This window comes from Nocardia sp. CA-145437, from assembly GCF_050956485.1.
GTDB lineage: Bacteria > Actinomycetota > Actinomycetes > Mycobacteriales > Mycobacteriaceae > Nocardia.
This window is the reverse complement of the sequence record NZ_CP191204.1, coordinates 4,871,019-4,891,238: the sequence shown is the minus strand read 5'-3', so window position 1 is coordinate 4,891,238 and position 20,220 is coordinate 4,871,019. Positions and strand designations below refer to the sequence as shown.

General features: G+C 68.1%; 19 protein-coding genes. 11 read left to right on the top strand and 8 right to left on the bottom strand.

The annotated features are described in order from the left end of the window. Positions 1 to 21: 21 nt before the first annotated feature. A complete protein-coding gene (locus ACQPYY_RS22775; protein WP_357097132.1) occupies positions 22 to 669 on the bottom strand; it encodes a response regulator transcription factor in 648 nt (215 codons plus the stop codon). A gap of 261 nt (positions 670 to 930) precedes the next feature. Between ACQPYY_RS22775 and ACQPYY_RS22770 the strand changes: the two genes are divergently transcribed. Continuing rightward, positions 931 to 1,767, top strand: a complete 837-nt coding sequence (locus ACQPYY_RS22770) for a sigma 54 modulation/S30EA ribosomal C-terminal domain-containing protein (RefSeq protein WP_433590924.1) — start codon at positions 931 to 933, stop codon at positions 1,765 to 1,767. A gap of 146 nt (positions 1,768 to 1,913) precedes the next feature. Further along, positions 1,914 to 4,916, top strand: a complete 3,003-nt coding sequence (gene uvrA, locus ACQPYY_RS22765; RefSeq protein ID WP_433590923.1) for an excinuclease ABC subunit UvrA — start codon at positions 1,914 to 1,916, stop codon at positions 4,914 to 4,916. A gap of 59 nt (positions 4,917 to 4,975) precedes the next feature. On the opposite strand, the gene ACQPYY_RS22760 is transcribed toward uvrA, so the two are convergent. The 4 genes from ACQPYY_RS22760 to ACQPYY_RS22745 form a co-directional block, all read right to left on the bottom strand. Beyond that, positions 4,976 to 6,829, bottom strand: a complete 1,854-nt coding sequence (locus ACQPYY_RS22760) for an ATP-binding cassette domain-containing protein (RefSeq protein WP_433590922.1) — start codon at positions 6,827 to 6,829, stop codon at positions 4,976 to 4,978. 36 nt (positions 6,830 to 6,865) lie between these two features. Then, on the bottom strand, positions 6,866 to 8,062 hold the full coding sequence (locus ACQPYY_RS22755) for a type III polyketide synthase (RefSeq protein WP_379106827.1): 1,197 nt from the start codon (positions 8,060 to 8,062) through the stop codon (positions 6,866 to 6,868). 82 nt (positions 8,063 to 8,144) lie between these two features. Then, positions 8,145 to 9,536, bottom strand: a complete 1,392-nt coding sequence (locus ACQPYY_RS22750; protein ID WP_433594707.1) for a fatty acid desaturase — start codon at positions 9,534 to 9,536, stop codon at positions 8,145 to 8,147. 305 nt (positions 9,537 to 9,841) lie between these two features. Further along, on the bottom strand, positions 9,842 to 10,672 hold the full coding sequence (locus ACQPYY_RS22745; protein ID WP_433590921.1) for an LppX_LprAFG lipoprotein: 831 nt from the start codon (positions 10,670 to 10,672) through the stop codon (positions 9,842 to 9,844). A gap of 403 nt (positions 10,673 to 11,075) precedes the next feature. Here ACQPYY_RS22745 and ACQPYY_RS22740 point away from each other — a divergent pair, with 403 nt between their 5' ends. After that, complete coding sequence (locus ACQPYY_RS22740; protein ID WP_433590920.1) at positions 11,076 to 11,912, top strand: class I SAM-dependent methyltransferase; 837 nt, start codon at positions 11,076 to 11,078, stop codon at positions 11,910 to 11,912. A gap of 6 nt (positions 11,913 to 11,918) precedes the next feature. Beyond that, positions 11,919 to 12,527, top strand: a complete 609-nt coding sequence (locus tag ACQPYY_RS22735; protein WP_433590919.1) for a TetR/AcrR family transcriptional regulator — start codon at positions 11,919 to 11,921, stop codon at positions 12,525 to 12,527. A gap of 75 nt (positions 12,528 to 12,602) precedes the next feature. Here the strand turns inward: ACQPYY_RS22735 and ACQPYY_RS22730 are convergent, their stop codons facing one another. Then, entirely contained in the window at positions 12,603 to 12,971 is a 369-nt protein-coding gene (locus tag ACQPYY_RS22730) for a DUF1844 domain-containing protein (protein ID WP_213560615.1), read from the bottom strand. Positions 12,972 to 13,303: 332 nt separating this feature from the next. On the opposite strand from ACQPYY_RS22730, the gene infC reads away from it, so the two are divergent. The 4 genes from infC to ACQPYY_RS22710 all read left to right on the top strand — a co-directional run bounded on the left by infC (position 13,304) and on the right by ACQPYY_RS22710 (position 15,622). Continuing rightward, positions 13,304 to 14,002, top strand: coding sequence for a translation initiation factor IF-3 (gene infC, locus ACQPYY_RS22725; protein ID WP_357286021.1), 699 nt, complete (start codon positions 13,304 to 13,306; stop codon positions 14,000 to 14,002). Between the two features lie 64 nt (positions 14,003 to 14,066). Continuing rightward, positions 14,067 to 14,261: a 50S ribosomal protein L35 gene (gene rpmI, locus ACQPYY_RS22720; RefSeq protein WP_033090982.1), complete on the top strand. Its 195-nt coding sequence runs from the start codon at positions 14,067 to 14,069 to the stop codon at positions 14,259 to 14,261. Between the two features lie 69 nt (positions 14,262 to 14,330). After that, positions 14,331 to 14,711: a 50S ribosomal protein L20 gene (rplT, locus tag ACQPYY_RS22715; RefSeq protein ID WP_040807291.1), complete on the top strand. Its 381-nt coding sequence runs from the start codon at positions 14,331 to 14,333 to the stop codon at positions 14,709 to 14,711. A gap of 107 nt (positions 14,712 to 14,818) precedes the next feature. Then, a complete protein-coding gene (locus ACQPYY_RS22710) occupies positions 14,819 to 15,622 on the top strand; it encodes a TrmH family RNA methyltransferase (protein WP_433590918.1) in 804 nt (267 codons plus the stop codon). Positions 15,623 to 15,628: 6 nt separating this feature from the next. Here ACQPYY_RS22710 and ACQPYY_RS22705 read toward each other — a convergent pair whose 3' ends face one another. Further along, entirely contained in the window at positions 15,629 to 16,201 is a 573-nt protein-coding gene (locus tag ACQPYY_RS22705; protein ID WP_357285957.1) for a TetR/AcrR family transcriptional regulator, read from the bottom strand. 105 nt (positions 16,202 to 16,306) lie between these two features. Here ACQPYY_RS22705 and ACQPYY_RS22700 point away from each other — a divergent pair, with 105 nt between their 5' ends. Both ACQPYY_RS22700 and ACQPYY_RS22695 read left to right on the top strand, forming a co-directional pair. After that, entirely contained in the window at positions 16,307 to 17,758 is a 1,452-nt protein-coding gene (locus tag ACQPYY_RS22700) for an MFS transporter (RefSeq protein ID WP_433590917.1), read from the top strand. Positions 17,759 to 17,786: 28 nt separating this feature from the next. Continuing rightward, positions 17,787 to 18,308, top strand: coding sequence for a DoxX family protein (locus tag ACQPYY_RS22695; protein WP_433590916.1), 522 nt, complete (start codon positions 17,787 to 17,789; stop codon positions 18,306 to 18,308). Here the strand turns inward: ACQPYY_RS22695 and lipB are convergent. Then, positions 18,286 to 18,957 (bottom strand): lipoyl(octanoyl) transferase LipB, encoded by a 672-nt coding sequence (lipB, locus tag ACQPYY_RS22690; protein WP_433590915.1) that lies wholly within the window; start codon positions 18,955 to 18,957, stop codon positions 18,286 to 18,288. The two genes, ACQPYY_RS22695 and lipB, sit on opposite strands and share 23 nt — an antisense overlap. Before the next feature lie 185 nt (positions 18,958 to 19,142). Here lipB and pheS point away from each other — a divergent pair, with 185 nt between their 5' ends. Continuing rightward, complete coding sequence (gene pheS, locus ACQPYY_RS22685) at positions 19,143 to 20,201, top strand: phenylalanine--tRNA ligase subunit alpha (RefSeq protein ID WP_357285968.1); 1,059 nt, start codon at positions 19,143 to 19,145, stop codon at positions 20,199 to 20,201. Positions 20,202 to 20,220 lie beyond the last annotated feature (19 nt).

Here is a 20,220-nt window from a genome sequence, read left to right as displayed (position 1 = left end):
GCCGAGGTTGCCGTGCGGTTGTCATGCCGAACGTGGTTGTCCTGTACGCAATTTCGACGCCAGCACGGCCGCCTGGGTACGGCGTTCCATCCCGAGTTTGGCCAGCAGCCGCGACACATAGTTCTTGACCGTCTTCTCCGCCAGGAACATCCGTTCGGCGATCTGCCGGTTGGTGAGGCCGTCGCCGAGCAGGTCGAGCAGTTTGCGTTCCTGATCGGTCAAACCGGCCAGCGGGCCGTCGAATTCGGTGCTGCGCCGCAGCCGGGCCATGAGGGCGGCGGCCGCGCGATTGTCCAGCAGCGAGCGGCCCGCGCCCACCTCCTTGATGGCCTTGGCCAGCTCCATGCCCTTGATGTCCTTGACCACGTAGCCGCTGGCGCCGGCCAGGATGGCGTCCATCATGGCCTGCTCGTCGGTGTAGGAGGTGAGGATCAGGCAGCGCAGATCGTCGATGTCGGCCAGCAGGTCCCGGCACAGTTCGATGCCGTTGCCGTCGGGTAGGCGCACGTCGAGCACCGCCACGTCGGGGCGCAGCGCCGGGATCCGGGCCAGCGCCTGGGCGACGTCGCCGGCCTCGCCGACCACGGTCAGCTCGGGGTCCTCTTCCAGCAGATCGGTCAGACCGCGGCGGACGATCTCGTGATCGTCGACCAGGAAGACTTTGATCACGACGGCCTCCAGGATGTCGGTGATGCGCGGTCGGTCCGCGCGCGTGCGCGGACGGTCCCGGCCAACGTAACTCGCGGCGCGGCAACGGGATACCGCCGAAGGTCCCTAATCTCCCGGATGATCGGCGGCCCGAGATCTTTTGTCGGAGACTTTTCCCCGAAAGTGGTCTGTTTCGGGACTTTCGGCACTGTCGGGCCCGGGTGACGTGTGTTGCCATGGAGTTCGGTTGCCGGGTCGGATACAGGGAGAGCGGGGTCGGCTATGGGCGCGTTCGATGTGTGGTCGAGTGGAATCGATCCGGATTTCGTGGTGACCACGCACGGGCCCGTCCCGTCGGGGGAGGTGACCCGGGTGGTGCGCGGACTGGGCAGGATATTGCGCCGCCACGGAGTCGGCGGGCCGGTGCGGGCACGCCTGCACTGGCCCGATCCCGACCACGGCGATCCCGAGGACGGCACCACCCTGGTGCAGGCGAGTGTCCGAGCGCTGGGGAAGGCGTTCCGGGTACAGGTCGCGGGGCCGGGACGGTTCGCCGCCACCTTCGCACTGGAACGGCTGGACCTGCGACTGGGCTGCCCGCCGGACGAATTGTCCCGGCCCTGGCCGGATCCCGCGCGGCCGTCGCTGTCCGCGATCACCGAGCCGCGGCCGATCGTGCGGCGCAAGGACTGCCGACTACAGGTGGCCACACCCGCGGCGGCCGCGCGCGTGCTCGACGCCATGGACTACGACGCGCACCTGTTCATCGACGCCGACACCGGATCCGAGGCGGTGGTCTGCTGGACCGGGCCGCTCGGGGTGCGCACGCTGGGCCGCCCGCGTGACGGCGTGCCCATGCTGCTCGAGGACGAGGCGGTGGCCCGGCTGTGCCTGGGCGGGCTGCCGTACCTCTTCTTCATCGACGCCGATGTCCGCCGCGGGCGGCTGCTGTACCGCCGCTTCGACGGCGATCTGGCCCTGGTCACCGCGGCCGGGTCCGAGGATCGCGCCCGCGATCGGGAGCGGGCGCGGCAGCCGCGGGTGATCGCGAGCTGCGTGCGCCGGGCGCTGCCCAGCGCGGCCGGCGCCGCCGGGGCGATCACCGAGAAGTCGGCCTGAGCCGGTGCGGGCGACATCACCCTCGCCCGTCGCAATAAACACACTGTGACCAGCGTTTCAGCTCTGGTATCCAAACTTGTCGGTGGGTGCCCCTAGCATGGCGTCGGGGGTATGTCTGGATGCCGGAACGTTGGAAGGATGGCCAGGTGGCGGATCGCCTGACGGTGCGCGGAGCACGGGAGCACAACCTCAAAGGGGTCGATCTCGACCTACCCCGTGACAGTCTCATCGTTTTCACTGGTCTGTCCGGGTCCGGAAAGTCCTCGCTGGCTTTCGACACCATCTTCGCCGAGGGACAGCGCCGCTACGTGGAGTCGCTGTCGGCCTACGCCCGGCAGTTCCTGGGGCAGATGGACAAGCCGGACGTGGACTTCATCGAGGGCCTGTCCCCGGCGGTCTCCATCGACCAGAAGTCGACCAACCGCAACCCGCGGTCCACGGTCGGCACCATCACCGAGGTCTACGACTACCTGCGTCTGCTGTTCGCGCGCGCGGGCACCCCGCACTGCCCGGTCTGCGGTCACCTGATCGCCAAGCAGAGCCCGCAGCAGATCGTGGATCAGGTGCTGGCCATGCCGGAGGGCACCAAGTTCCAGGTGCTCGCGCCGGTGGTGCGCACCCGCAAGGGTGAGTTCGTGGACCTGTTCGAGTCGCTGAACGCGCAGGGCTATTCGCGGGTCCGGGTCGACGGCGTGGTGCATCCGCTGACCGATCCGCCCAAGCTGAAGAAGCAGGAGAAGCACGATGTCGAGGTGGTCGTCGACCGTCTCGCCGTGAAGCCGAGTTCCAAACAGCGCCTGACCGATTCGATCGAGACCGCGCTGCGGCTGGCCGACGGCATCGTGGTGCTGGACTTCGTGGACCGCGACGAGCACGCCCACGATCGGGAGCGGCGCTTCTCCGAGCGGCTGGCCTGCCCGAACGGGCACCCCCTCGACATCGAGGACCTGGAACCGCGGTCGTTCTCCTTCAACTCGCCCTACGGCGCCTGCCCGGATTGCACCGGTCTGGGTATTCGCAAGGAGGTCGATCCGGATCTCGTTGTGCCGGACCCGGATCTGAGCCTGGCCGACGGCGCCATCGCCCCGTGGTCGCGCGGGCAGACCGCCGAGTACTTCACCCGCCTGCTGTCGGGCCTGGCCGAGGCCGTCGGCTTCTCCATGGACACGCCGTGGAGTCAGTTGCCGCTCAAGGCCCGCAAGGCGGTGCTGGAGGGCAGCTCCGAGCAGGTCCACGTCTCCTACACCAATCGCTACGGCCGCAAGCGTTCGTATTACGCCGATTTCGAGGGTGTGATGCCGTTCCTGCAGCGGCGCATGGACGCCACCGAGTCGGAGGCGATGAAGGAGCACTACGACGGGTACATGCGCGACATCCCGTGCCCGGTGTGCGCCGGCGCGCGTCTGCGGCCGGAGATCCTCGCGGTCACGCTGTCGGCCGGCACCGAACGCCGCTCCATCGCCGACATCTCGGATCTGTCGATCGGCGATGCCGCGCACTTCCTGAACACCCTCACCCTCGACGACCGGCAGGCCGCCATCGCCGCGCAGGTGATCAAGGAGATCCAGGCGCGCCTGGGCTTCCTGCTCGACGTCGGCCTGCAGTATCTGACGCTCTCGCGCGCCGCCGCTACTCTCTCCGGCGGTGAGGCGCAGCGCATCCGCCTGGCCACCCAGATCGGGTCGGGCCTGGTGGGCGTGCTGTACGTGCTGGACGAGCCGTCCATCGGCCTGCACCAGCGCGACAACCGCCGCCTGATCGAAACCCTCACGCGCCTCAAGAGTCTCGGCAATACGCTGATCGTGGTCGAGCACGACGAGGACACCATCCACGCCTCGGACTGGGTGGTCGACATCGGCCCGCTGGCCGGTGAGCACGGCGGTCAGGTGGTGTACTCGGGTCCCTACGAGGGGCTGCTGAAGGACAAGGATTCCCTCACCGGCGCTTACCTTTCCGGGCGCGAGCGCATCGACCTGCCGCTGGTGCGGCGGCCGATCGACAAGAAGAAGCAGCTCACCGTGGTCGGCGCGACCGAGCACAACCTGCGCGACATCGACGTGAATTTCCCGCTGGGCGTGCTCACCTCGATCACCGGCGTCTCCGGTTCGGGTAAGTCGACGCTGGTCAACGACATTCTGGCGACCGTGCTGCAGAACAAGCTGAACGGCGCGCGTCAGGTGCCGGGCCGCCACACCCGGGTCAACGGCCTCGATCACCTGGACAAGCTGGTGCAGGTGGACCAGTCGCCGATCGGCCGCACCCCGCGCTCGAATCCGGCCACCTACACCGGCGTCTTCGACAAGATCCGCACCCTGTTCGCGGCCACCACCGAGGCCAAGGTGCGTGGCTATCAGCCGGGCCGGTTCTCCTTCAATGTGAAGGGCGGCCGCTGCGAGGCGTGCTCGGGTGACGGCACCCTGAAGATCGAGATGAACTTCCTGCCGGACGTGTACGTCCCGTGCGAGGTCTGCCACGGCGCGCGGTACAACCGCGAAACCCTCGAGGTCCACTACAAGGGCAAGACCATCGCCGAGGTGCTGGACATGCCGATCGAGGAGGCCGCGGACTTCTTCGAACCGGTGACCTCGATCCACCGCTATCTCAAGACGCTGGTGGACGTCGGTCTCGGCTATGTCCGCCTGGGCCAGTCGGCCCCGACGCTGTCCGGCGGCGAGGCGCAGCGCGTGAAGCTGGCCGCCGAACTCCAGAAGCGTTCCACCGGCCGCACCATCTACATCCTCGACGAGCCCACGACGGGCCTGCACTTCGAGGACATCCGCAAGCTGCTGACCGTCATCAACGGCCTGGTCGACAAGGGCAACACGGTGATCGTCATCGAGCACAACCTCGATGTCATCAAGACCTCCGACTGGGTCATCGACATGGGCCCCGAAGGCGGTTCCGGCGGTGGCATGGTCATCGCCCAGGGCACCCCGGAAGACATCGGGGCGGTGCCGGACAGCTACACCGGCCAGTTCCTGAAGGATGTGCTCGCGGCGCAGCCGGCCGCCCTCGCCGAGCCGAAGCCCGCGAAGAAGGCGGCGGCCAAGAAGGCGCCCGCGAAGAAGGCCGCCCCGAAGACCGAGGCTCAGGCCGCGGCCACCAAGAAGGCCGCCGCGGCGCGCCGCAAGGCCGCCGCGCTGCGCTGACCGTCCGACAGCGCGAAGGCCCCGTACCGGAATCGGTACGGGGCCTTCGTCTTTCGCTCCTACTCGGCGGCCGCGAGCGGCGGCTCGTGTTCCTTGACCTCGGCGATGTGCCCGAAGTCGAGTTTGACGAGCTGGTCGGCGCAGTCGAAGTACCGGTCGTCGTGGGTGATGACGATGACGGTCTTGCCGCGGTTCTTCAGCGAGACCAGGATCTCGCGGTAGAACACGTCACGGAACTTCGGCTCCTGATCGGCGGCCCACTCGTCGAACAGGTAGATCGGCCGGTCCTCGAGCAGCGCGGTCAACAGCGCCAGGCGCTTGCGCTGCCCCTGCGACAGGTCGATCGTCGACAGCCGGCCGTTCTCCACGGTCACCTTGTGATCGATCCGAAGCTCCTTCAGGTACTTGCGGACCTCGTCGTCGATGCCGTCCTCGAAGCCGAGGTAGTCCTCGAACAGGTGGAAGTCGGTGAAGACCGCCGAGCTGTTCTGCCGGAACCACTCGATGTTCGTGTGGTCGATCGTCTCGCCGTTGAGCGTGAGATGGCCGTGCTGCGGGACGTAGAGGCCCGTGATCAGTTTGGCCAGCGTCGATTTGCCGCTGCCGTTGCCGCCCACGATGAAGCTGATCTGGCCGGGTTCGAAGGTCAGATCGAGTGGGCCCAGGTGGAAGCCGGAGCCGTCGGCCTGCGGCGGGGCCATGGGTCCGCCGTTGGGCAGCGGGTGCCCGCCGTGGCCGACGAACCTGTGCCCGTTGACATCCGGCCGGTCGACACCCTGCGGACCGTGGCCCGGAGGCGGGCCGCCGGGATGCGGCCGGCCGCCGCCGGGGCGCTGCCCGGGACCCGGGCCGGGGTGCGGTCCGGTGCCGGGCAGCGGCGGGATCGCGGGCGGGGCCTCGGTCAGGTAGCTGTAGCCGACGTCGTTGAGCTCGAGCCGTGCCGCGGTGACCGCGGCGCGCTCGGTGTAGGGCAGCCGCGATTCGTCGTGCGCGGTCTGGATGGACAGATTGAGCGACCGGATCTTCGCCAGTGCCACGTCGCCGCGCAGCAGGTCCGGGATGCGGTGCATGAAGTTCTGCATCGGCATCGCCAGGAACGTGGTGACGAGCACGTAGCCGACCATCACGTTCTGCGGCAGTTCCAGCGCCCGCGCCAGCCCGAACAGGATGAGCGCCATGGTGGCCAGCTGCAGCAGCTGCCCGAACCCTTGGGCCACGGTGAATTTCGATCCGGCGTCGATGTTCTGCGCCCGCAACGTCTCCGCGGAGCCGAGCAGGTGCTTGTCCATGAAGTCGCGCCGCCGCCCGCGGTGCAGCTTGAGCTCCTTGATGCCCAGCGATACCGCCTGGAAGGAGCGCAGCAGCCCGTCCTCGTTCTCCCGCGCGGACTGGTACAGCGCCCGCACCCGCTTGAGAACCAGCTCCACACAGGCGATTCCGAGCAGCGTGCCCGCCACCGTGGTGGCGAAGATCGGCCCGGACACCACCGCGAGGAACACGAAGCAGCCCACGATGGTGGCCAGATCGATGCAGATGCTCGGGATGGCCGTCACCGCCTGCGACAGCGCCCGCACGTCCTCGGTGAGGGTGGCGATCAGCCGGTGCTGGCCCAGCCGCTCCAGGTGTTCCAGCGGCGCGGACACGATGCGGGAGCTCAGGTCCGCGCGCAGCCGGTAGATGGCGTCCTGCGCCAGCCGGATCAGCAGCACCTGCGAGATCACGCCGCTGATCAGGATGACCAGGGCGGTCGCGACGAACGCCTGGACGGTGACGCCCGGATGCGGTTCCGGTGACACCACTCCCCGAATCAATGTCACCAGGTAGGTATTGGCCGCACCGCAGACGAGACCGGAGGCGATGACGCCGGCGATCCGCATCCACGAGATGGAGATGAGGAATCTGATGAGTTGCATGACTGCTGGCTCTCTGGACTGGACGGGTCGGGCTGGTCAGGAACGGATGACGTCGAACACGACGCCCTCGAGGGTGACGCCGGGCGCGAAGGAGAACGCCACGCCCGTCGAGATCGGCTGGGACGCCGACTGCGCGACCATCTGCTCGAGCACGAAGATCAGCGAGACGCTGAGCATGTTGCCGTACTCGGCGAGCACGTCCCAGCTGGTGGCGGCCTCTTCGGCGCCGAGGCCGAGCGAGCGCACCGACTCCTCGATGATCTTGGGGCCGCCCGGGTGGATCGCCCACAGATCGATGTCGGACTTGGTGAGGCCCTGGCGCGCGAGCACCTCGGTCACCACCGGGTCCACGCCCCGCAGGATGTACTGCGGCAGGTTCTCCGACAGCTCGCAGGTGATGCCGTTGTCGTTGACGCCCAGCACGATTCCGTCCTCGGCGTCGTCGAACAGGTAGCTGAAGCTGTCCCGGATCACGATGGATCCGGCCGGCAGCTTCTGGTGGGCCTGCCGGGCGCCGATGACCACCGCGCCGCAGCCGTCGCCGAAGAGGCTGTGAATGATGACGTCGTTGACATTGTCGTCGAACACGGCGTTGACCGAGCTCAGCTCGATGCAGATGACCAGCGCCTTCTTGTCCGGGTGCGCCCGCACGTAATCCGTCGCGGCGCGTACGGAGTTCATGGCCGCGGCGCACCCCATGAAGTTCACGACGACCCGGTTGACGGTGGGGGACAGGCCCAGCTGCTTGACCACGGCCACGTCCACGCCGGGTGCGATGAACCCGGTGCTGGTGGCGAAGACCAGCATGCCGATCTCGGCGGCCGGGTCCTCGAGGTGGGCGACGGCGCGGCCGGCCACGTCCACGGCCAGCGGCACCGCGTGGTCGTAGAAGGTGTTCATGCGGTCGCGGATGGTGCCCGATTCCCGGCTGTAGGACAGGAATTCGGGGTCGATCGGGTTCACCGCGAGGTGGCGGGTGGTGACCCGGGTCTTCTGGTAGATCCGCGGGATCCGGGCCTGCTGGGCCGGATCGGTGAACAGCCCGGCGACCTGGGCGGCGGCGTCGGCCTGCGCGAAGATCTGCGCGGGCGCGCCGGTGGCGATGGACTCGATCACGCCGACGGTGGTCGGCGGGGCCGGCGGCAGCGGGGTCGGCGCGAAGTCGTAGCCGGGTTCGCCTCCCGCGAACCGGGCGGCGGGCCGGGCGGCCCCTTCGTCGATGGTGATGGACACGAATGACTCCCCTCGTATTCTTTGGTGAAACGCGCGGTGCGGCCGGCGCATGTTCCGGCGCGCCGCGGTGTTCGGAATCGGCTCAGACCGTGCCGATTCCGGTGAAGCCCTGCGCGGTGTAGACGACACAGGTCTTCAGGGCGAGCGGCGAGAAGTGCTCCTTGACGAACCCCCACTTGCGCTCCACCGCGTCGTCGGACGGCGCGAGGATGTAGGTGCGGATCTGCTTGGGGAAGCGGTCGGTGAAGAAGCTCTTGGCGGGAAGCCATTCCACGCCGAACTTCGCCGACTCCTCACGCAGCACGTCCTCGGTGGCGATATTGGCGAAACCGCTGCGCTGGTAGGGCAGTACGTGATGGACGCGGTGCGAGCTGAGGCCCGCCGACAGGAAGCAGTCCAGGTAGCGGTTGCCGACCACCTTGAGGTCGTAGGCTTGTTCGATCTGGTCGACGCCCCAGTCCTCGGAGTTGTGCTCGAGTTCCTCGGTCTCGACCTCGAAGTCGTGGCTGGCCACCACCAGGAAGGTGGAGACCCACAGGGTGATCACGAATTGCAGGGCCCAGGCCCAGAAGTCGCCCACCACGGTGAAGGCGATGAGCTCGCCCAGCAGCAGGAACCGCGCGCCGAAGGACCCGATGAAGTGCGGCAGCGCCCCACCCCAGGTGCCGTACATGTCCTTGATGCCCACCTTGCGGGTGAGGCGGCAGACGTCGAGCAGGCGGAAGGTCATACCGGTGACGGTGTGACCGAACTTGTGCAGGGTGTGGATCGGCACCCGGTACAGCCGCGGGATCCGCATCATCATGGTGAAGACGTTCTTCTTGATGTCGACTTCACTCTGGGTGTGCGGGTGGTGCAGCAGGGCGTGGCCGTCCGCGGTCACGAATGCCAGTGCGACGTAATTGAAGTCGAAGGCATTCGTGTAGATCTTGTTCATGCCCTTCTGGGCACGGTGGATGGCGTAGTGCCCGAACCCGGCCAGCGAGCTGCGCAGCAGCACCATGGCGATCACGAAGACCGGCAACGGCATCCAGGACCGCTCGAACAACCGCAGGCCCTGCACCGCGAAGTACGCCACCGCGAGAATGGCGACCACGATATTGAAATAGGTGTCCATGCGCCGGATCCGGGCGGCAAGCTCGGGTTCCTTGAGCCGCGCCTTCACCTTGTGCAGCAGGTCGTCCTTGTTGTCGAAGCTGAACTTCGGGGTGTCGCGCCAGCTGTCGAAACCCTCGTTGAACAGGAACGCGGGCGCGTTGGCCTTGGGGTGGATGTCCTCCGGCAGGGCGTCGCGGTCGAGCGCGTACTTCTTCAGAATCTTGCCGATGGCTTCCGGATTCTTGTGGTACGAACCGACAATCGAGGTGATGTCGCGGTTCTTGGTGCGGCCGATGAAGAACTCGCCGCCCGGATGCTTGGAAATCCAGTCGGAGAGGTCGTAGGCTTTCCCGTCGTAGACCCAGACGTTGGAAATCGGCGGCGGTCCGTCGAGCGGGGGCCGGCGGAATTCATCTGCTGGCGCCTGCCGTTCGATCGTCGCCTCGGCCTCGGGCCGTTCGATCGTCATAGCTTTCCTCCACACGCACACACCGCGTTCGAACTTACGGATGGAATCGTCGGCGTTGCGGCTTGCAATTCACTGAACAATCTCTTAAGTGGGCTTTTGTTAACAGCGGCCCGGAAAAAATGCGAAAGCCGGCCGGGGTCGGACGACAGCTGTTGCCGCCGTTGCTCGTTCCCCGAACCGGCTCCCCACTCACAGGGCGGATAGACGGGTGACTAGCCGCCGGGCTTGGTGACGTGCACCGGCTTCGCCCAGTCGGACAACGTCACGGTGACGGTGCCCGCGTCCTTGGTGACGATGGCGCGCACCAGGTTCGGGCCGGTGCCCGGCGAGGCGGCGTTCGAGGGCAGGGTGGTGCCCGTACCGCTCGGCGGCGCGACGTCCTTGATGTACAGGGTGATCGGGAACTCGCCGCCGTCCTTGCCGATCTGCGGGACGACCGGGTCCATGACGTCGGCGGAGATGGTGCCGCTGACCTTCACGGTGTCGACGCCGTCGATCTTCTCGCGGCCTTCGGCCTTGGCGTTCTTCACCTGCGAGATGGCGTAGGCCAGACCCTTGTCCTTGTCGAGCAGGACGCCCGGGTCGTAGATCTTCTCGGCGGGGCCGACGGGGGCGTACTTGGTGCCGTCACCCGTGTAGAGGGTCTTGTCGACGACCATGAACTTGGTCTTGGTGAAGTCGCCGTCCTGCTTGACCTTCACCTCGGCGTCGCCGATGGCCTGGCCCTGGCCCTGCGGCTGGTTGGTGACGTCGGCCTTGATGCTCTTGACCGACAGGGTGGGCAGGTTCTTCACGTCCAGCACCACGTGCACCGACTGCAGGGTCTGGGTGGTCTTGGCCGATTCGGCGACGATCTGCGCGCCCTCGGGCAGCTGCGCCGGCGGCGCGGCCTGCGAGGTGGTGGCCTTGCTGTCCGAGTTGGAGGACGAGGTGCAGCCCGCCACCAGCGCGGCGGCCGCGGCCGCGGCGATCATGATCGGGAGGACGCCGCGCCGAATCCGGCTGCCGGACGTGCGGTTCCCTTGGGATATCAGGTCATTCATGTACAACCCCCGAAGTCCATTCGATCTCGTAGTGAGGGCAGCCTTGCCGCTGCCCGTCGTAGTATGCAGGACGTCGCCCGCGCTCGCGCCGATCGGTGCGATACTCCGGCATCCAACCAGCACCGGCTCGATGTCGCCACGCTGTTTCGATCATCCAGCCGCACAGGCGATCAGCCCGCAACCAGCTATGTCGCATGTCCGGTCGAGCGTTAACAATCCGGCCGAGATCGCGGCAAGCCGATGCGCCCGATTCTCCGGATGCCCCTCCGTCGCTGGCTGTTTGCCATCCGGTCGCTGAACATTCAGCGTAAACCGTTACCCGGGGCGGGTATTGACACGTTCCCCCGGCCGCGCGCAATATGAACGTGCGTTCATGAACAATCGTTCATAATAGGAGTCGAGCATGACCGAGATCGTGAATACCGCCCAGTCCGAAGCCTGGAACGGCTACGAAGGCGAACACTGGGCAGGCCACTACGACCGCTACGACGCCGTGAACCACGGCTTCGACGAACCCCTGCTGACCTCCGCCCGCATCGCCGACGGCCACCGCGTCCTCGACATCGGCTGCGGTAACGGCCAATTGACCCGCGCCGCCGCCCGCCGCGCCGGCGCCGGCTCCGCGACCGGTGTCGATCTCTCCGGCCCGATGCTCGCCCGCGCCCGCGAACGGGCCGCCGCCGAAGCCGTCCCCAATGTCGGCTTCGAACAGGGCGACGCCCAGATCCATCCCTTCCCCGCCGCCGCCTACGATGCCGCGCTGAGCCGCTTCGGCATCATGTTCTTCGCCGACCCGGTGGCGGCCTTCGCCAATATCGCCCGCGCCCTGCGCCCCGGCGGCCGCCTGGCCTTCGCCGCCATGACCCCGCTCCCGGGTACCGATCTGGGCGCCGTGTTCTGCGCCGCCGCAGCCCATCTCGGGGATTTCGCGGTCAGCCCCGCCGAAGGCCCGTTCTCCGAGCCCGACCGCATTCGGGGCCTGTTGTCCGCCGCGGGTTTCAGGGAGATCGGCGTCGACTACCGTGAGGCCGATGGCATCTGGGGCGACGACATCTCCGATGCCACCGACTTCATCATGGGCTGGGGCCCGGTCCGCCATCACCGCTCCCTGGCCGGGTTCGCCACCGACGCCGAAGTCCGCCAGGCGATCTCCACGGCCCTGATTCCCTACGCCACCTCCGGCGGCATCGTGCTGCGCGGGTCGGCCTGGCTCGTGACGGCCGCGACCCCGCTACCGTAACGATCCATGTCCCCCCGCAAGGCCGCGGCGCTGCGCGCCACCGACGACACCCTCCGCGATCACCTCGTCGTCATCGCGCAGCGCCTGCTCGCCGACGGCTCGGCCGCCACCCTCACCGTGCGCGCCATCGCGCGCGCGGCCGGGGTGGCCGACGGCGTCCTCTACAACCACTTCCCGGACAAGGACGCCCTGCTCGCCGCCGCGGTCCGCGCGCACGTCGACGCCGCGCACCGCGCGCTCGGCGCACTGCCCGCCCCGGGGGAAGCGACCGTCGCGGAGAATCTCCGTATATATCTGAGCGCGGGCCTGGACCTGCACCGCGCGGTGCTGCCGATCTTCGCGGGCCTGCTGTCCGCTCCGGCCGTGCTGGATCGCTTCGCCGAACTGCCGACCGATCAGCCCGACTGGCGAGTACTGCTCTCGGACTACCTGGCCGGTGAGCGGCGACTCGGCCGCCTCGCCCCCGACGCCGACACCGCCGCCGTGGCGGCCGTCCTGGTCGGCGTCTGCCACGACCGGGTCCTCAACGCGGTGCTGCCTGGCATGTCACCGCCCGCCGTCGAGCCCGCGGCGGTCGTCGCGACGCTCCTCGACGGCATCGGCCCCAGGACGTAGAGGCCGCTCGAACAAAAACGGCCCGCCCCGAAAGAACTCGGGCGGGCCGTTTTCGACAGATCGATAGCGGCTCGGTCAGTACACCGGGCCGGTGTACTTCTCGCCCGGGCCCGCGCCCGGGGCATCGGGGTATTCCGAGGATTCGCGGAACGCGCGCTGCAGCGACTGCAGGCCGTCGCGGATCGGACCGGCGTGCGGGCCGAGGTACTCGACCGACGCGGTGACCAGACCGGCGAGCGCGGTGATGACACGACGCGCCTCGTCCAGGTCCAGGTGGGGGCTGCTGGCCGGGTCCGGTTCGCCGAGGCCGAGCTTCTCGGCCGCGGAGCTCATCAGCATGACGGCGGCGCGGCTGATGACCTCGACCGCGGGGATCTCGGCCAGTTCGCGCACGACCTCGCCGTCGATGAGGGCGGAATCGTCGTTCAGGGTAGCCTCGCTCATGGGGTAGAGAATGCCATCGCGCGGGTCGGCGCTGGTCGCGGGGGCGGCCGATTCGGAGCTCACCGCTATGAGTGTTAGACTCTTCCGCGACGACCGCCCTGGACTGGTTCCTGCAACCGACTCGGGGCATCAAGTGGAGCCCGACTCCCACCGTCAACCAGCGCTGACAGCGCGAGGTTGAACGGTCCGGTCGCCCATCATTTACGTGATGGGTTCTGCGCGTGGGTTTTTCCTGCGTGCGGTGCGATGCGAGCTGTTTGCGTCGCGGATCGGTCGACTCGGGCCCCGTGCCGGTGAAATACCGGAGCGGGGCTTTCGTGTTGAAATTGGGGTTGCAGTTATTGCTTGCGGTCGTTGACGAACCGCTTGACCTAGGAGGCCCCATCAGCACTGAGACCCGCATCAACGATCGCATCCGCGTTCCCGAGGTCCGACTCATCGGACCCGGCGGCGAGCAGGTTGGGATCGTGCGTGTTGAAGATGCACTACGCGTCGCTCAGGAAGCTGACCTCGACCTGGTCGAGGTCGCGCCCGATGCACGCCCGCCGGTGTGCAAGATCATGGACTACGGCAAGTTCAAGTACGAGACCGCGCAGAAGGCGCGTGAGTCCCGGAAGAACCAGGTCCAGACCGTGATCAAGGAGCAGAAGCTCCGCCCGAAGATCGATGACCACGACTACGCCACCAAGCGCGGCCACGTGATGCGCTTCCTGGAGGCGGGGTCGAAGGTCAAGGTCACCATCATGTTCCGTGGTCGCGAGCAGTCGCGCCCCGAACTCGGGTTCCGGCTCCTGCAGCGACTGGCCGCCGACGTCGCCGACCTCGGATTCGTCGAAACCTCGGCCAAGCAGGACGGCCGAAACATGACCATGGTCCTCGCGCCGCACAAGGGCGCGAAGACGCGGGTGAAGGCCCAGAACGACGCGAGCTCGACGCAGCAGCGCAGCAGTGCGCCCGCGCCGGCTCCCGCCGAGGCGGCCCCGGCCGAGACCGCGGCTCCGGCTGCCGAATCGGCCACCCCGCAGCAGTAATAACGAGAAGCTCCGGAGGCGTGTGGTACTCGCGCGCCTCCGGCACGACAGAACTGAGGAATCCATGCCGAAGATGAAGAGCCACAGCGGCGCCTCGAAGCGATTCAAGGTGTCGGGCAGCGGCAAGCTGCTGCGTCAGCAGGCGAACCGTCGCCACCTGCTCGAGCACAAGCCGACCACCCGGACTCGTCGTCTGGACGGCGTGGAGGTCGTCGCCAAGGCCGACGTCGCTCGCGTCAAGAAGCTGCTCGCCAAGTAATTCGGCTGAGCCGACCGACCAACCTCCGGGTGCGATCGCCGCACCCCCTATTCGATCAAGGACTGAAAAGTGGCACGCGTCAAAAGGGCCGTCAACGCTCAGAAGAAGCGCCGTTCCGTTCTCGAGGCCTCCAAGGGCTACCGCGGTCAGCGGTCGCGCCTGTACCGCAAGGCCAAGGAACAGCAGCTGCACTCGCTCACCTACGCCTACCGGGACCGCCGGGCGCGGAAGGGTGACTTCCGTCAGCTGTGGATCACTCGTATCAACGCCGCCGCGCGTCTGAACGACATGACCTACAACCGCTTCATGCAGGGCCTCAAGGCCGCCGGCATCGAGGTGGACCGCAAGATCCTGGCCGAGCTCGCCGTCTCCGACGCCGAGGCCTTCGCCCAGCTGGTCGCCGCCGCCAAGGCTGCCCTGCCGGCCGACGTCAACGCCCCGGCCGCCTGATTCGGTCTGCGTGACAAAGCAATAGCCGAAACGACCCGCGGACGATGTTCCGCGGGTCGTTTCTTTTCTTCTCGTATCTCCGCGTATCTCCCAAGGGACAGGTGGCCGTGAGCGCTGATTCCATCGACTGGCGTAACTCCCGGATCGTGTCGGCGGTCAAGCTGCACCGCAGTCCGGTCCGCCGCAAGACCGGCCTGTTCCTGGCCGAGGGCGCGAATTCGGTCGAGGCGGCGCTGGACACCGGCCGGGTCGAGGAGCTGTTCTTCTCGGAGAAGGCCGCCGAACGCGAGCACGCGCTGGTCGCCGGGGCCGCCGCTCGAGGGGTGCGGACCACGATGGTGACCGACCGCGCCGCGGAGATGCTGGGGGAGACCGTGACTCCGCCGGGCCTGGTCGCGGTGTGCCGCCAGGTGGACGTGCCGCTGCGTGAGGTGCTCGACGCCGCCCCGCGCATGCTCGCCGTGCCCGTCGAGATCGCCGACCCGGGCAACGCGGGCACCCTGATCCGCGTGGCCGACGCCGTCGGCGCGGACGGCGTTGTGCTCGCGGGTGATTCGGTGGACCCGCACAATGGCAAATGCGTACGCGCTTGTGCCGGAAGCCTTTTCCATGTCCCCGTGGCCCGCTCCCGCGATATCGACGCCACCCTCGACGCGCTGGAGGCGGCGGGCATCGCGATCCTGGCCACCACCGCCAAGGGTGAGGTCGACCTCGACGACGCCGACGAGATCCTGAGCGGCCCGGTCGCGTGGCTGTTCGGCAATGAGGCGCACGGCCTGGACAAGGCCATCGCCGCCCGCGCCACCCACCGGATCCGGATTCCCATCCATGGTCGCGCGGAGAGCCTGAATCTGGCTGCCGCCGCGGCTATCTGCCTCTACTCGAGCTCGCGGGTGCAGCACCGCGCCTGATCCCGCTCAGATGCCGTCGGCTTCCAGGTTCTCCATGATCTCCTCGGCCCAGGGCGCGGCGATCGGGTTCGGGCCGGTGAGTCCCATGGCCGTCATATTGGTGAGCAGCATGCCGGTGCCCATGAAGCGGCGGACCTCGTAGGCCGACGCCCCGGTGAGCTCCCGCGCGACCAGGTAGATATTGCCGAAGCGGGCACGGATGACGTCGCCGATGGCGGGGTCCGTGCCCGCCGCGGCGATCCCCTGGAGAAAGACCCGTGGCAGGTCGCCGTCGAGCAGGAAGTCGCCGAAGCGTTCGCCCATGGCGTCGAGTCGCTCCTTGGGGGTCGCGTCGGCGGGGGCCTGCGCGGCCCCCTCGCGGAAGAGCCCGTCGACGCGATCGCAGACTCGTTCCAGCACCGCCAGGAACAGTTGCAACTTGGTGCCGAACAGCCGGATGACATACGGCTGCGAGACGCCCGCGCGGCGGGCGATCTCATCGGTTTTCGTTGCCGCGTAACCGGATTCGGCGAAGGCGGAGATGGCCGCGCGCAGCACTTCCTCGCTGCGTTCCTCGGCCGTCATCCGGGTCCTGGTCATGGTGGGCGCGCCTCCTGGTCGTTGGGGAATCATCCTTCCCGTTGACATGTTATCAGTCGATGCATACTCTCTAGTTATCAGTCGATTACAACAAGGGGATCGGACATGACTGAGACACTCGAAACCTCCTCGCTCACCGGTAAGGTGGCCGAACAGGCCCGGCAGCGCCCGCTCGCCGCCGTCCTCGCCGCCGTGGGCATTCCGATGTTCATGGTCACGCTCGACAACCTCGTGGTGACCAACGCGCTGCCGGTGACCCGCACCGAACTGCACGCCTCGCTCTCGGACCTGCAGTGGTTCGTGAACGCCTACACCCTGGCCTTCGCCTCGTTGCTGCTCACCGCCGCCGCGCTGGGCGACCGGCTCGGCCGCCGGCGCGTCTACCTGGGCGGCATCGCGCTGTTCACGCTCGGCTCGGCCGCGTGCGCGCTGGCCACCGAACCGTGGATGCTCATCGCCGCCCGCGCGGCCCAGGGCTTCGGCGGGGCGGCCGTCATGCCGCTGTCGCTGACGCTGCTGTCCGCGGCGGTGCCGGAGAAGATGCGCAGCGCCGCCATCGGCATCTGGGGCGGCATCTCCGGCCTGGGCATCGCGTTGGGCCCGGTGGTCGGCGGCGCGGTCGTCGACGGCCTGAACTGGCAGTGGATCTTCTGGCTGAACGTGCCGATCGGCCTGATCGCGGTGCCGCTGGTGGCTCGGGTGCTGAACGAATCCTTCGGCGGCGCAAGGCGATTGGATCTGCTCGGCCTGCTGCTGTCGGCGGGCGGCGTGCTCGCGGTGGTGTGGGGCGTCATCCACGGCGCCGACGACGGCTGGACCTCGGCCAAGGTGCTGACCGGGCTGATCGGCGGCGCGATCGCGCTCACGACGTTCGTGGTCTGGGAGAGCCGGACCGCCGATCCGATGTTGCCGCTGCGCCTGTTCCGCAAGCGCGGCTACGTCATCAACGTGGTGTCGTTCACCTTCTCGCTGGGCACCTTCGGCTCGATCTTCCTGCTGGCCCAGTACTTCCAGGTGGTGCAGGGGTATTCGCCGCTCGCTTCCGGTGTGCGGACGCTGCCGTGGACCATGGCCCCGATGGTGGTGGCCCCGCTGGCCGGTCTGATCGTGGACCGGGTCGGCGCGCGGGTGCTGGTGTCGATCGGTCAGGCGCTGCTGGCGGCCGCGCTGCTGTGGATGGCCCTCACCACGAGCGTGGACGTGTCCTACAGCCACTTCGTGCTGCCGTTCGTCCTCGGCGGCGTGGGCATGGGCCTGACCTTCGCGCCCACGGCCACCGTCGTGATGGCCACGGCGTCACCGGCGGACCAGGGCATGGCCTCGGGGGCCAACAACACCATCCGTGAGGTCGGTGTGGCCATGGGTGTCGCGGTGCTGGCCTCGGTGTTCGCCTCGCACGGCTCGTATCTGAGCCCGGCGGACTACGTCGACGGCCTGATCCCGGCGGTGAAGGTCGGCTCGGTCATCGTGGCGCTGGGCGCGTTCGTGGCGCTGCTGCTGCCCGGCCGTCGCGCTGCTGCCGAATCGGATTCCGGCGCAACCGTTCTCGCGCACTGAGCCGGATCGAATCGAAGGGAGAAGCATCATGTTCGAGACCCTCCTGCTGCTGGCGATCCCGACCCTGGTGCTGCGGCTGCTCGGCGCTCTCGGCGTGGCCCGCTTCGCGGCCTGGCGGTCCGCCGCCGCGCACGGCCTGGCGTTCATGCTCGTCATGACCGGCACCGCGCACTTCGTCCCCGACTCGGTGACGGTCATGCCGCATCACAGCGACCTGGTCGCCATGGTCCCGTCGTTCGTGCCGTTCCCCGACTTCACCGTCTACGCGACCGGCGTTCTGGAGTACCTGGGTGCGCTCGGGCTGATCCTGGTCCCGTTCCGCCGACTCGCGGGTCCGGCCCTGGCCGTGCTGTTCGTCCTGCTGCTGCCCGCGAATATCCATGCGGCCGTGGACAATGTCTCCTTCGACGGTCAGGCGGCCACACCGTTGTGGTTCCGGATTCCCGAGCAGCTGGTCTACATCGCGGTGGCCCTGTTCGCCGCGCTGGGAACCGCGCCGATCGTGACCGCGATCCGGCGGGTCCCGGTCAGGGCAGGGGAGACGGGGTAGCGCTCGCCTCGAAGGCCCCGGCGATGGTCGCGACGACGCGCTCCATCGTCGGGGCCGCGTCGGTGTCCAGTTCCCTTTCCACCGACGTCATGTCGACATCGGGCAGTCCGCAGGCGACGGCCAGCTTCCAGGGCGACAGGTCGCCGGTGACATTGAGGGCGAACCCGTGGGTGGAGACATTGCGGCCGACGCGCATGCCGATCGAGGTGATCTTGCGGCCGGTATCGCGGGTCCAGACGCCGGTGAGCAGCTCCGAGCCGGGCGGGGTGACGCGGCGCTCGGCCGGGATGCCGAGGTCGGCCAGCGCCGCGACGATGCGCAGTTCCACATCGCGGATCAGATCCACGACGCCCTCGCCTGGCCGCAGCTTCACGATGAGATAGCCGACCAGCTGGCCGGGCGCGTGGTAGGTGAGCTGGCCGCCCCGGTTGGTGGTGAAGACCGGGATGTCGGTGTCGGGGGCCGGCAGGTGCTGCTCGGGGGTGCGCCGGCCGATGGTGAAGGTCTGTTCGTGGCTCAGCAGCCACAGCGTGTCGGGTCGCTGGTCGGCGACGCGCTCCTCCCACATCTCCTGCATGCGGTCCATCGCCGCCGAGTACTCGATGAGGCGGTCGGAGTCGTCGATCAAGGTCAGGGGCCGGGACTTCACGAGTCCATTGGTACCACCGTTGTGGTCACCACCACGCCGAAGGGTGGGCGCGAGCTGGGAAAATCCAGGTGAGGTGGGCTGATTACAAGGTTTACGATGCGACCAGCAAGAATGGGTGGGCAGTAACCATTGCCGATAAGACTTTCCGCCCGACCCGTAACCAGCCTGGGGAGTGACGAACCATCGTGGCCGATGACAACAGTGCCGAGCAGACCGCCGCGTTGAGCGAGGAGTCGCTCTCCGCCGCCGCGGAAGCCGCGGAGAAGGCGTTCGCCTCGGCCTCGACCCTGGACGAGCTGGCCACGGCCAAGACCGAGTACATGGGTGGCAAGTCGCCGATCTCGCTGGCGCAGCGGTCCCTGGGCACGCTGCCCAAGGAGGAGAAGGCCGACGCGGGCAAGCGGGTGAACGTGGCGCGCGGCCGGGTGTCGCAGGCCTACGAGACCCGCCAGGCCGAGCTGCTCGCCGAGCGCGACGCGGCGGTCCTGGTGGCGGAGACCATCGACGTGACCCTGCCCGCCGACCGGCGCGCCCCCGGCGCGCGGCACCCCATCTCGGTGCTGTCCGAGCGGGTCGCGGACGTGTTCGTGGCCATGGGCTGGGAGGTCGCCGAGGGTCCCGAGGTCGAGACCGAGCACTTCAACTTCGACGCCCTGAACTTCCTGCCCGACCATCCGGCCCGCACCATGCAGGACACCTTCCACATCGCGCCGGAAGGGTCGCGGCAGGTGCTGCGTACCCACACCTCGCCGGTGCAGGTGCGCACCATGCTGTCTCGCGAGCTGCCGATCTACGTGGTGTGCCCGGGCCGCACGTTCCGCACCGACGAGCTGGACGCCACCCACACCCCGGTGTTCTCGCAGATCGAGGGCCTGGCCATCGACAAGGGCCTGACCATGGCCCACCTCAAGGGCACCCTGGACGGTTTCGCGCGGGCGCTGTTCGGCCCGAACACCACCACCCGCATGCGGCCCAGCTTCTTCCCCTTCACCGAGCCGTCCGCCGAGGTGGACGTGTGGTTCGAGGACAAGAAGGGCGGCCCCGGCTGGGTCGAGTGGGGCGGCTGCGGCATGGTGAACCCGAAGGTGCTCATCGCCAGCGGCATCGACCCCGAGGTGTACAGCGGCTTCGCGTTCGGCATGGGTCTGGAGCGGACCCTGCAGTTCCGCAACGGCCTGCCGGACATGCGCGACATCGTCGAGGGCGATGTGCGGTTCACGCTGCCGTTCGGCATCCAGTCCTGACCTGACCCCGATACGAGGA

What these genes read in the sequence shown, in the direction of transcription:
- ACQPYY_RS22695 (WP_433590916.1), top strand. Translation starts at nt 17,787, where the DNA reads ATGTTCGAGACCCTCCTGCTGCTGGCGATCCCGACCCTGGTGCTGCGG.
- ACQPYY_RS22740 (WP_433590920.1), top strand. Translation starts at nt 11,076, where the DNA reads ATGACCGAGATCGTGAATACCGCCCAGTCCGAAGCCTGGAACGGCTAC.
- ACQPYY_RS22735 (WP_433590919.1), top strand. Translation starts at nt 11,919, where the DNA reads ATGTCCCCCCGCAAGGCCGCGGCGCTGCGCGCCACCGACGACACCCTC.
- ACQPYY_RS22705 (WP_357285957.1), bottom strand. Translation starts at nt 16,201, where the DNA reads ATGACCAGGACCCGGATGACGGCCGAGGAACGCAGCGAGGAAGTGCTG.
- ACQPYY_RS22700 (WP_433590917.1), top strand. Translation starts at nt 16,307, where the DNA reads ATGACTGAGACACTCGAAACCTCCTCGCTCACCGGTAAGGTGGCCGAA.
- rpmI (WP_033090982.1), top strand. Translation starts at nt 14,067, where the DNA reads ATGCCGAAGATGAAGAGCCACAGCGGCGCCTCGAAGCGATTCAAGGTG.
- ACQPYY_RS22745 (WP_433590921.1), bottom strand. Translation starts at nt 10,672, where the DNA reads ATGAATGACCTGATATCCCAAGGGAACCGCACGTCCGGCAGCCGGATT.
- ACQPYY_RS22770 (WP_433590924.1), top strand. Translation starts at nt 931, where the DNA reads ATGGGCGCGTTCGATGTGTGGTCGAGTGGAATCGATCCGGATTTCGTG.
- ACQPYY_RS22760 (WP_433590922.1), bottom strand. Translation starts at nt 6,829, where the DNA reads ATGCAACTCATCAGATTCCTCATCTCCATCTCGTGGATGCGGATCGCC.
- ACQPYY_RS22730 (WP_213560615.1), bottom strand. Translation starts at nt 12,971, where the DNA reads ATGAGCGAGGCTACCCTGAACGACGATTCCGCCCTCATCGACGGCGAG.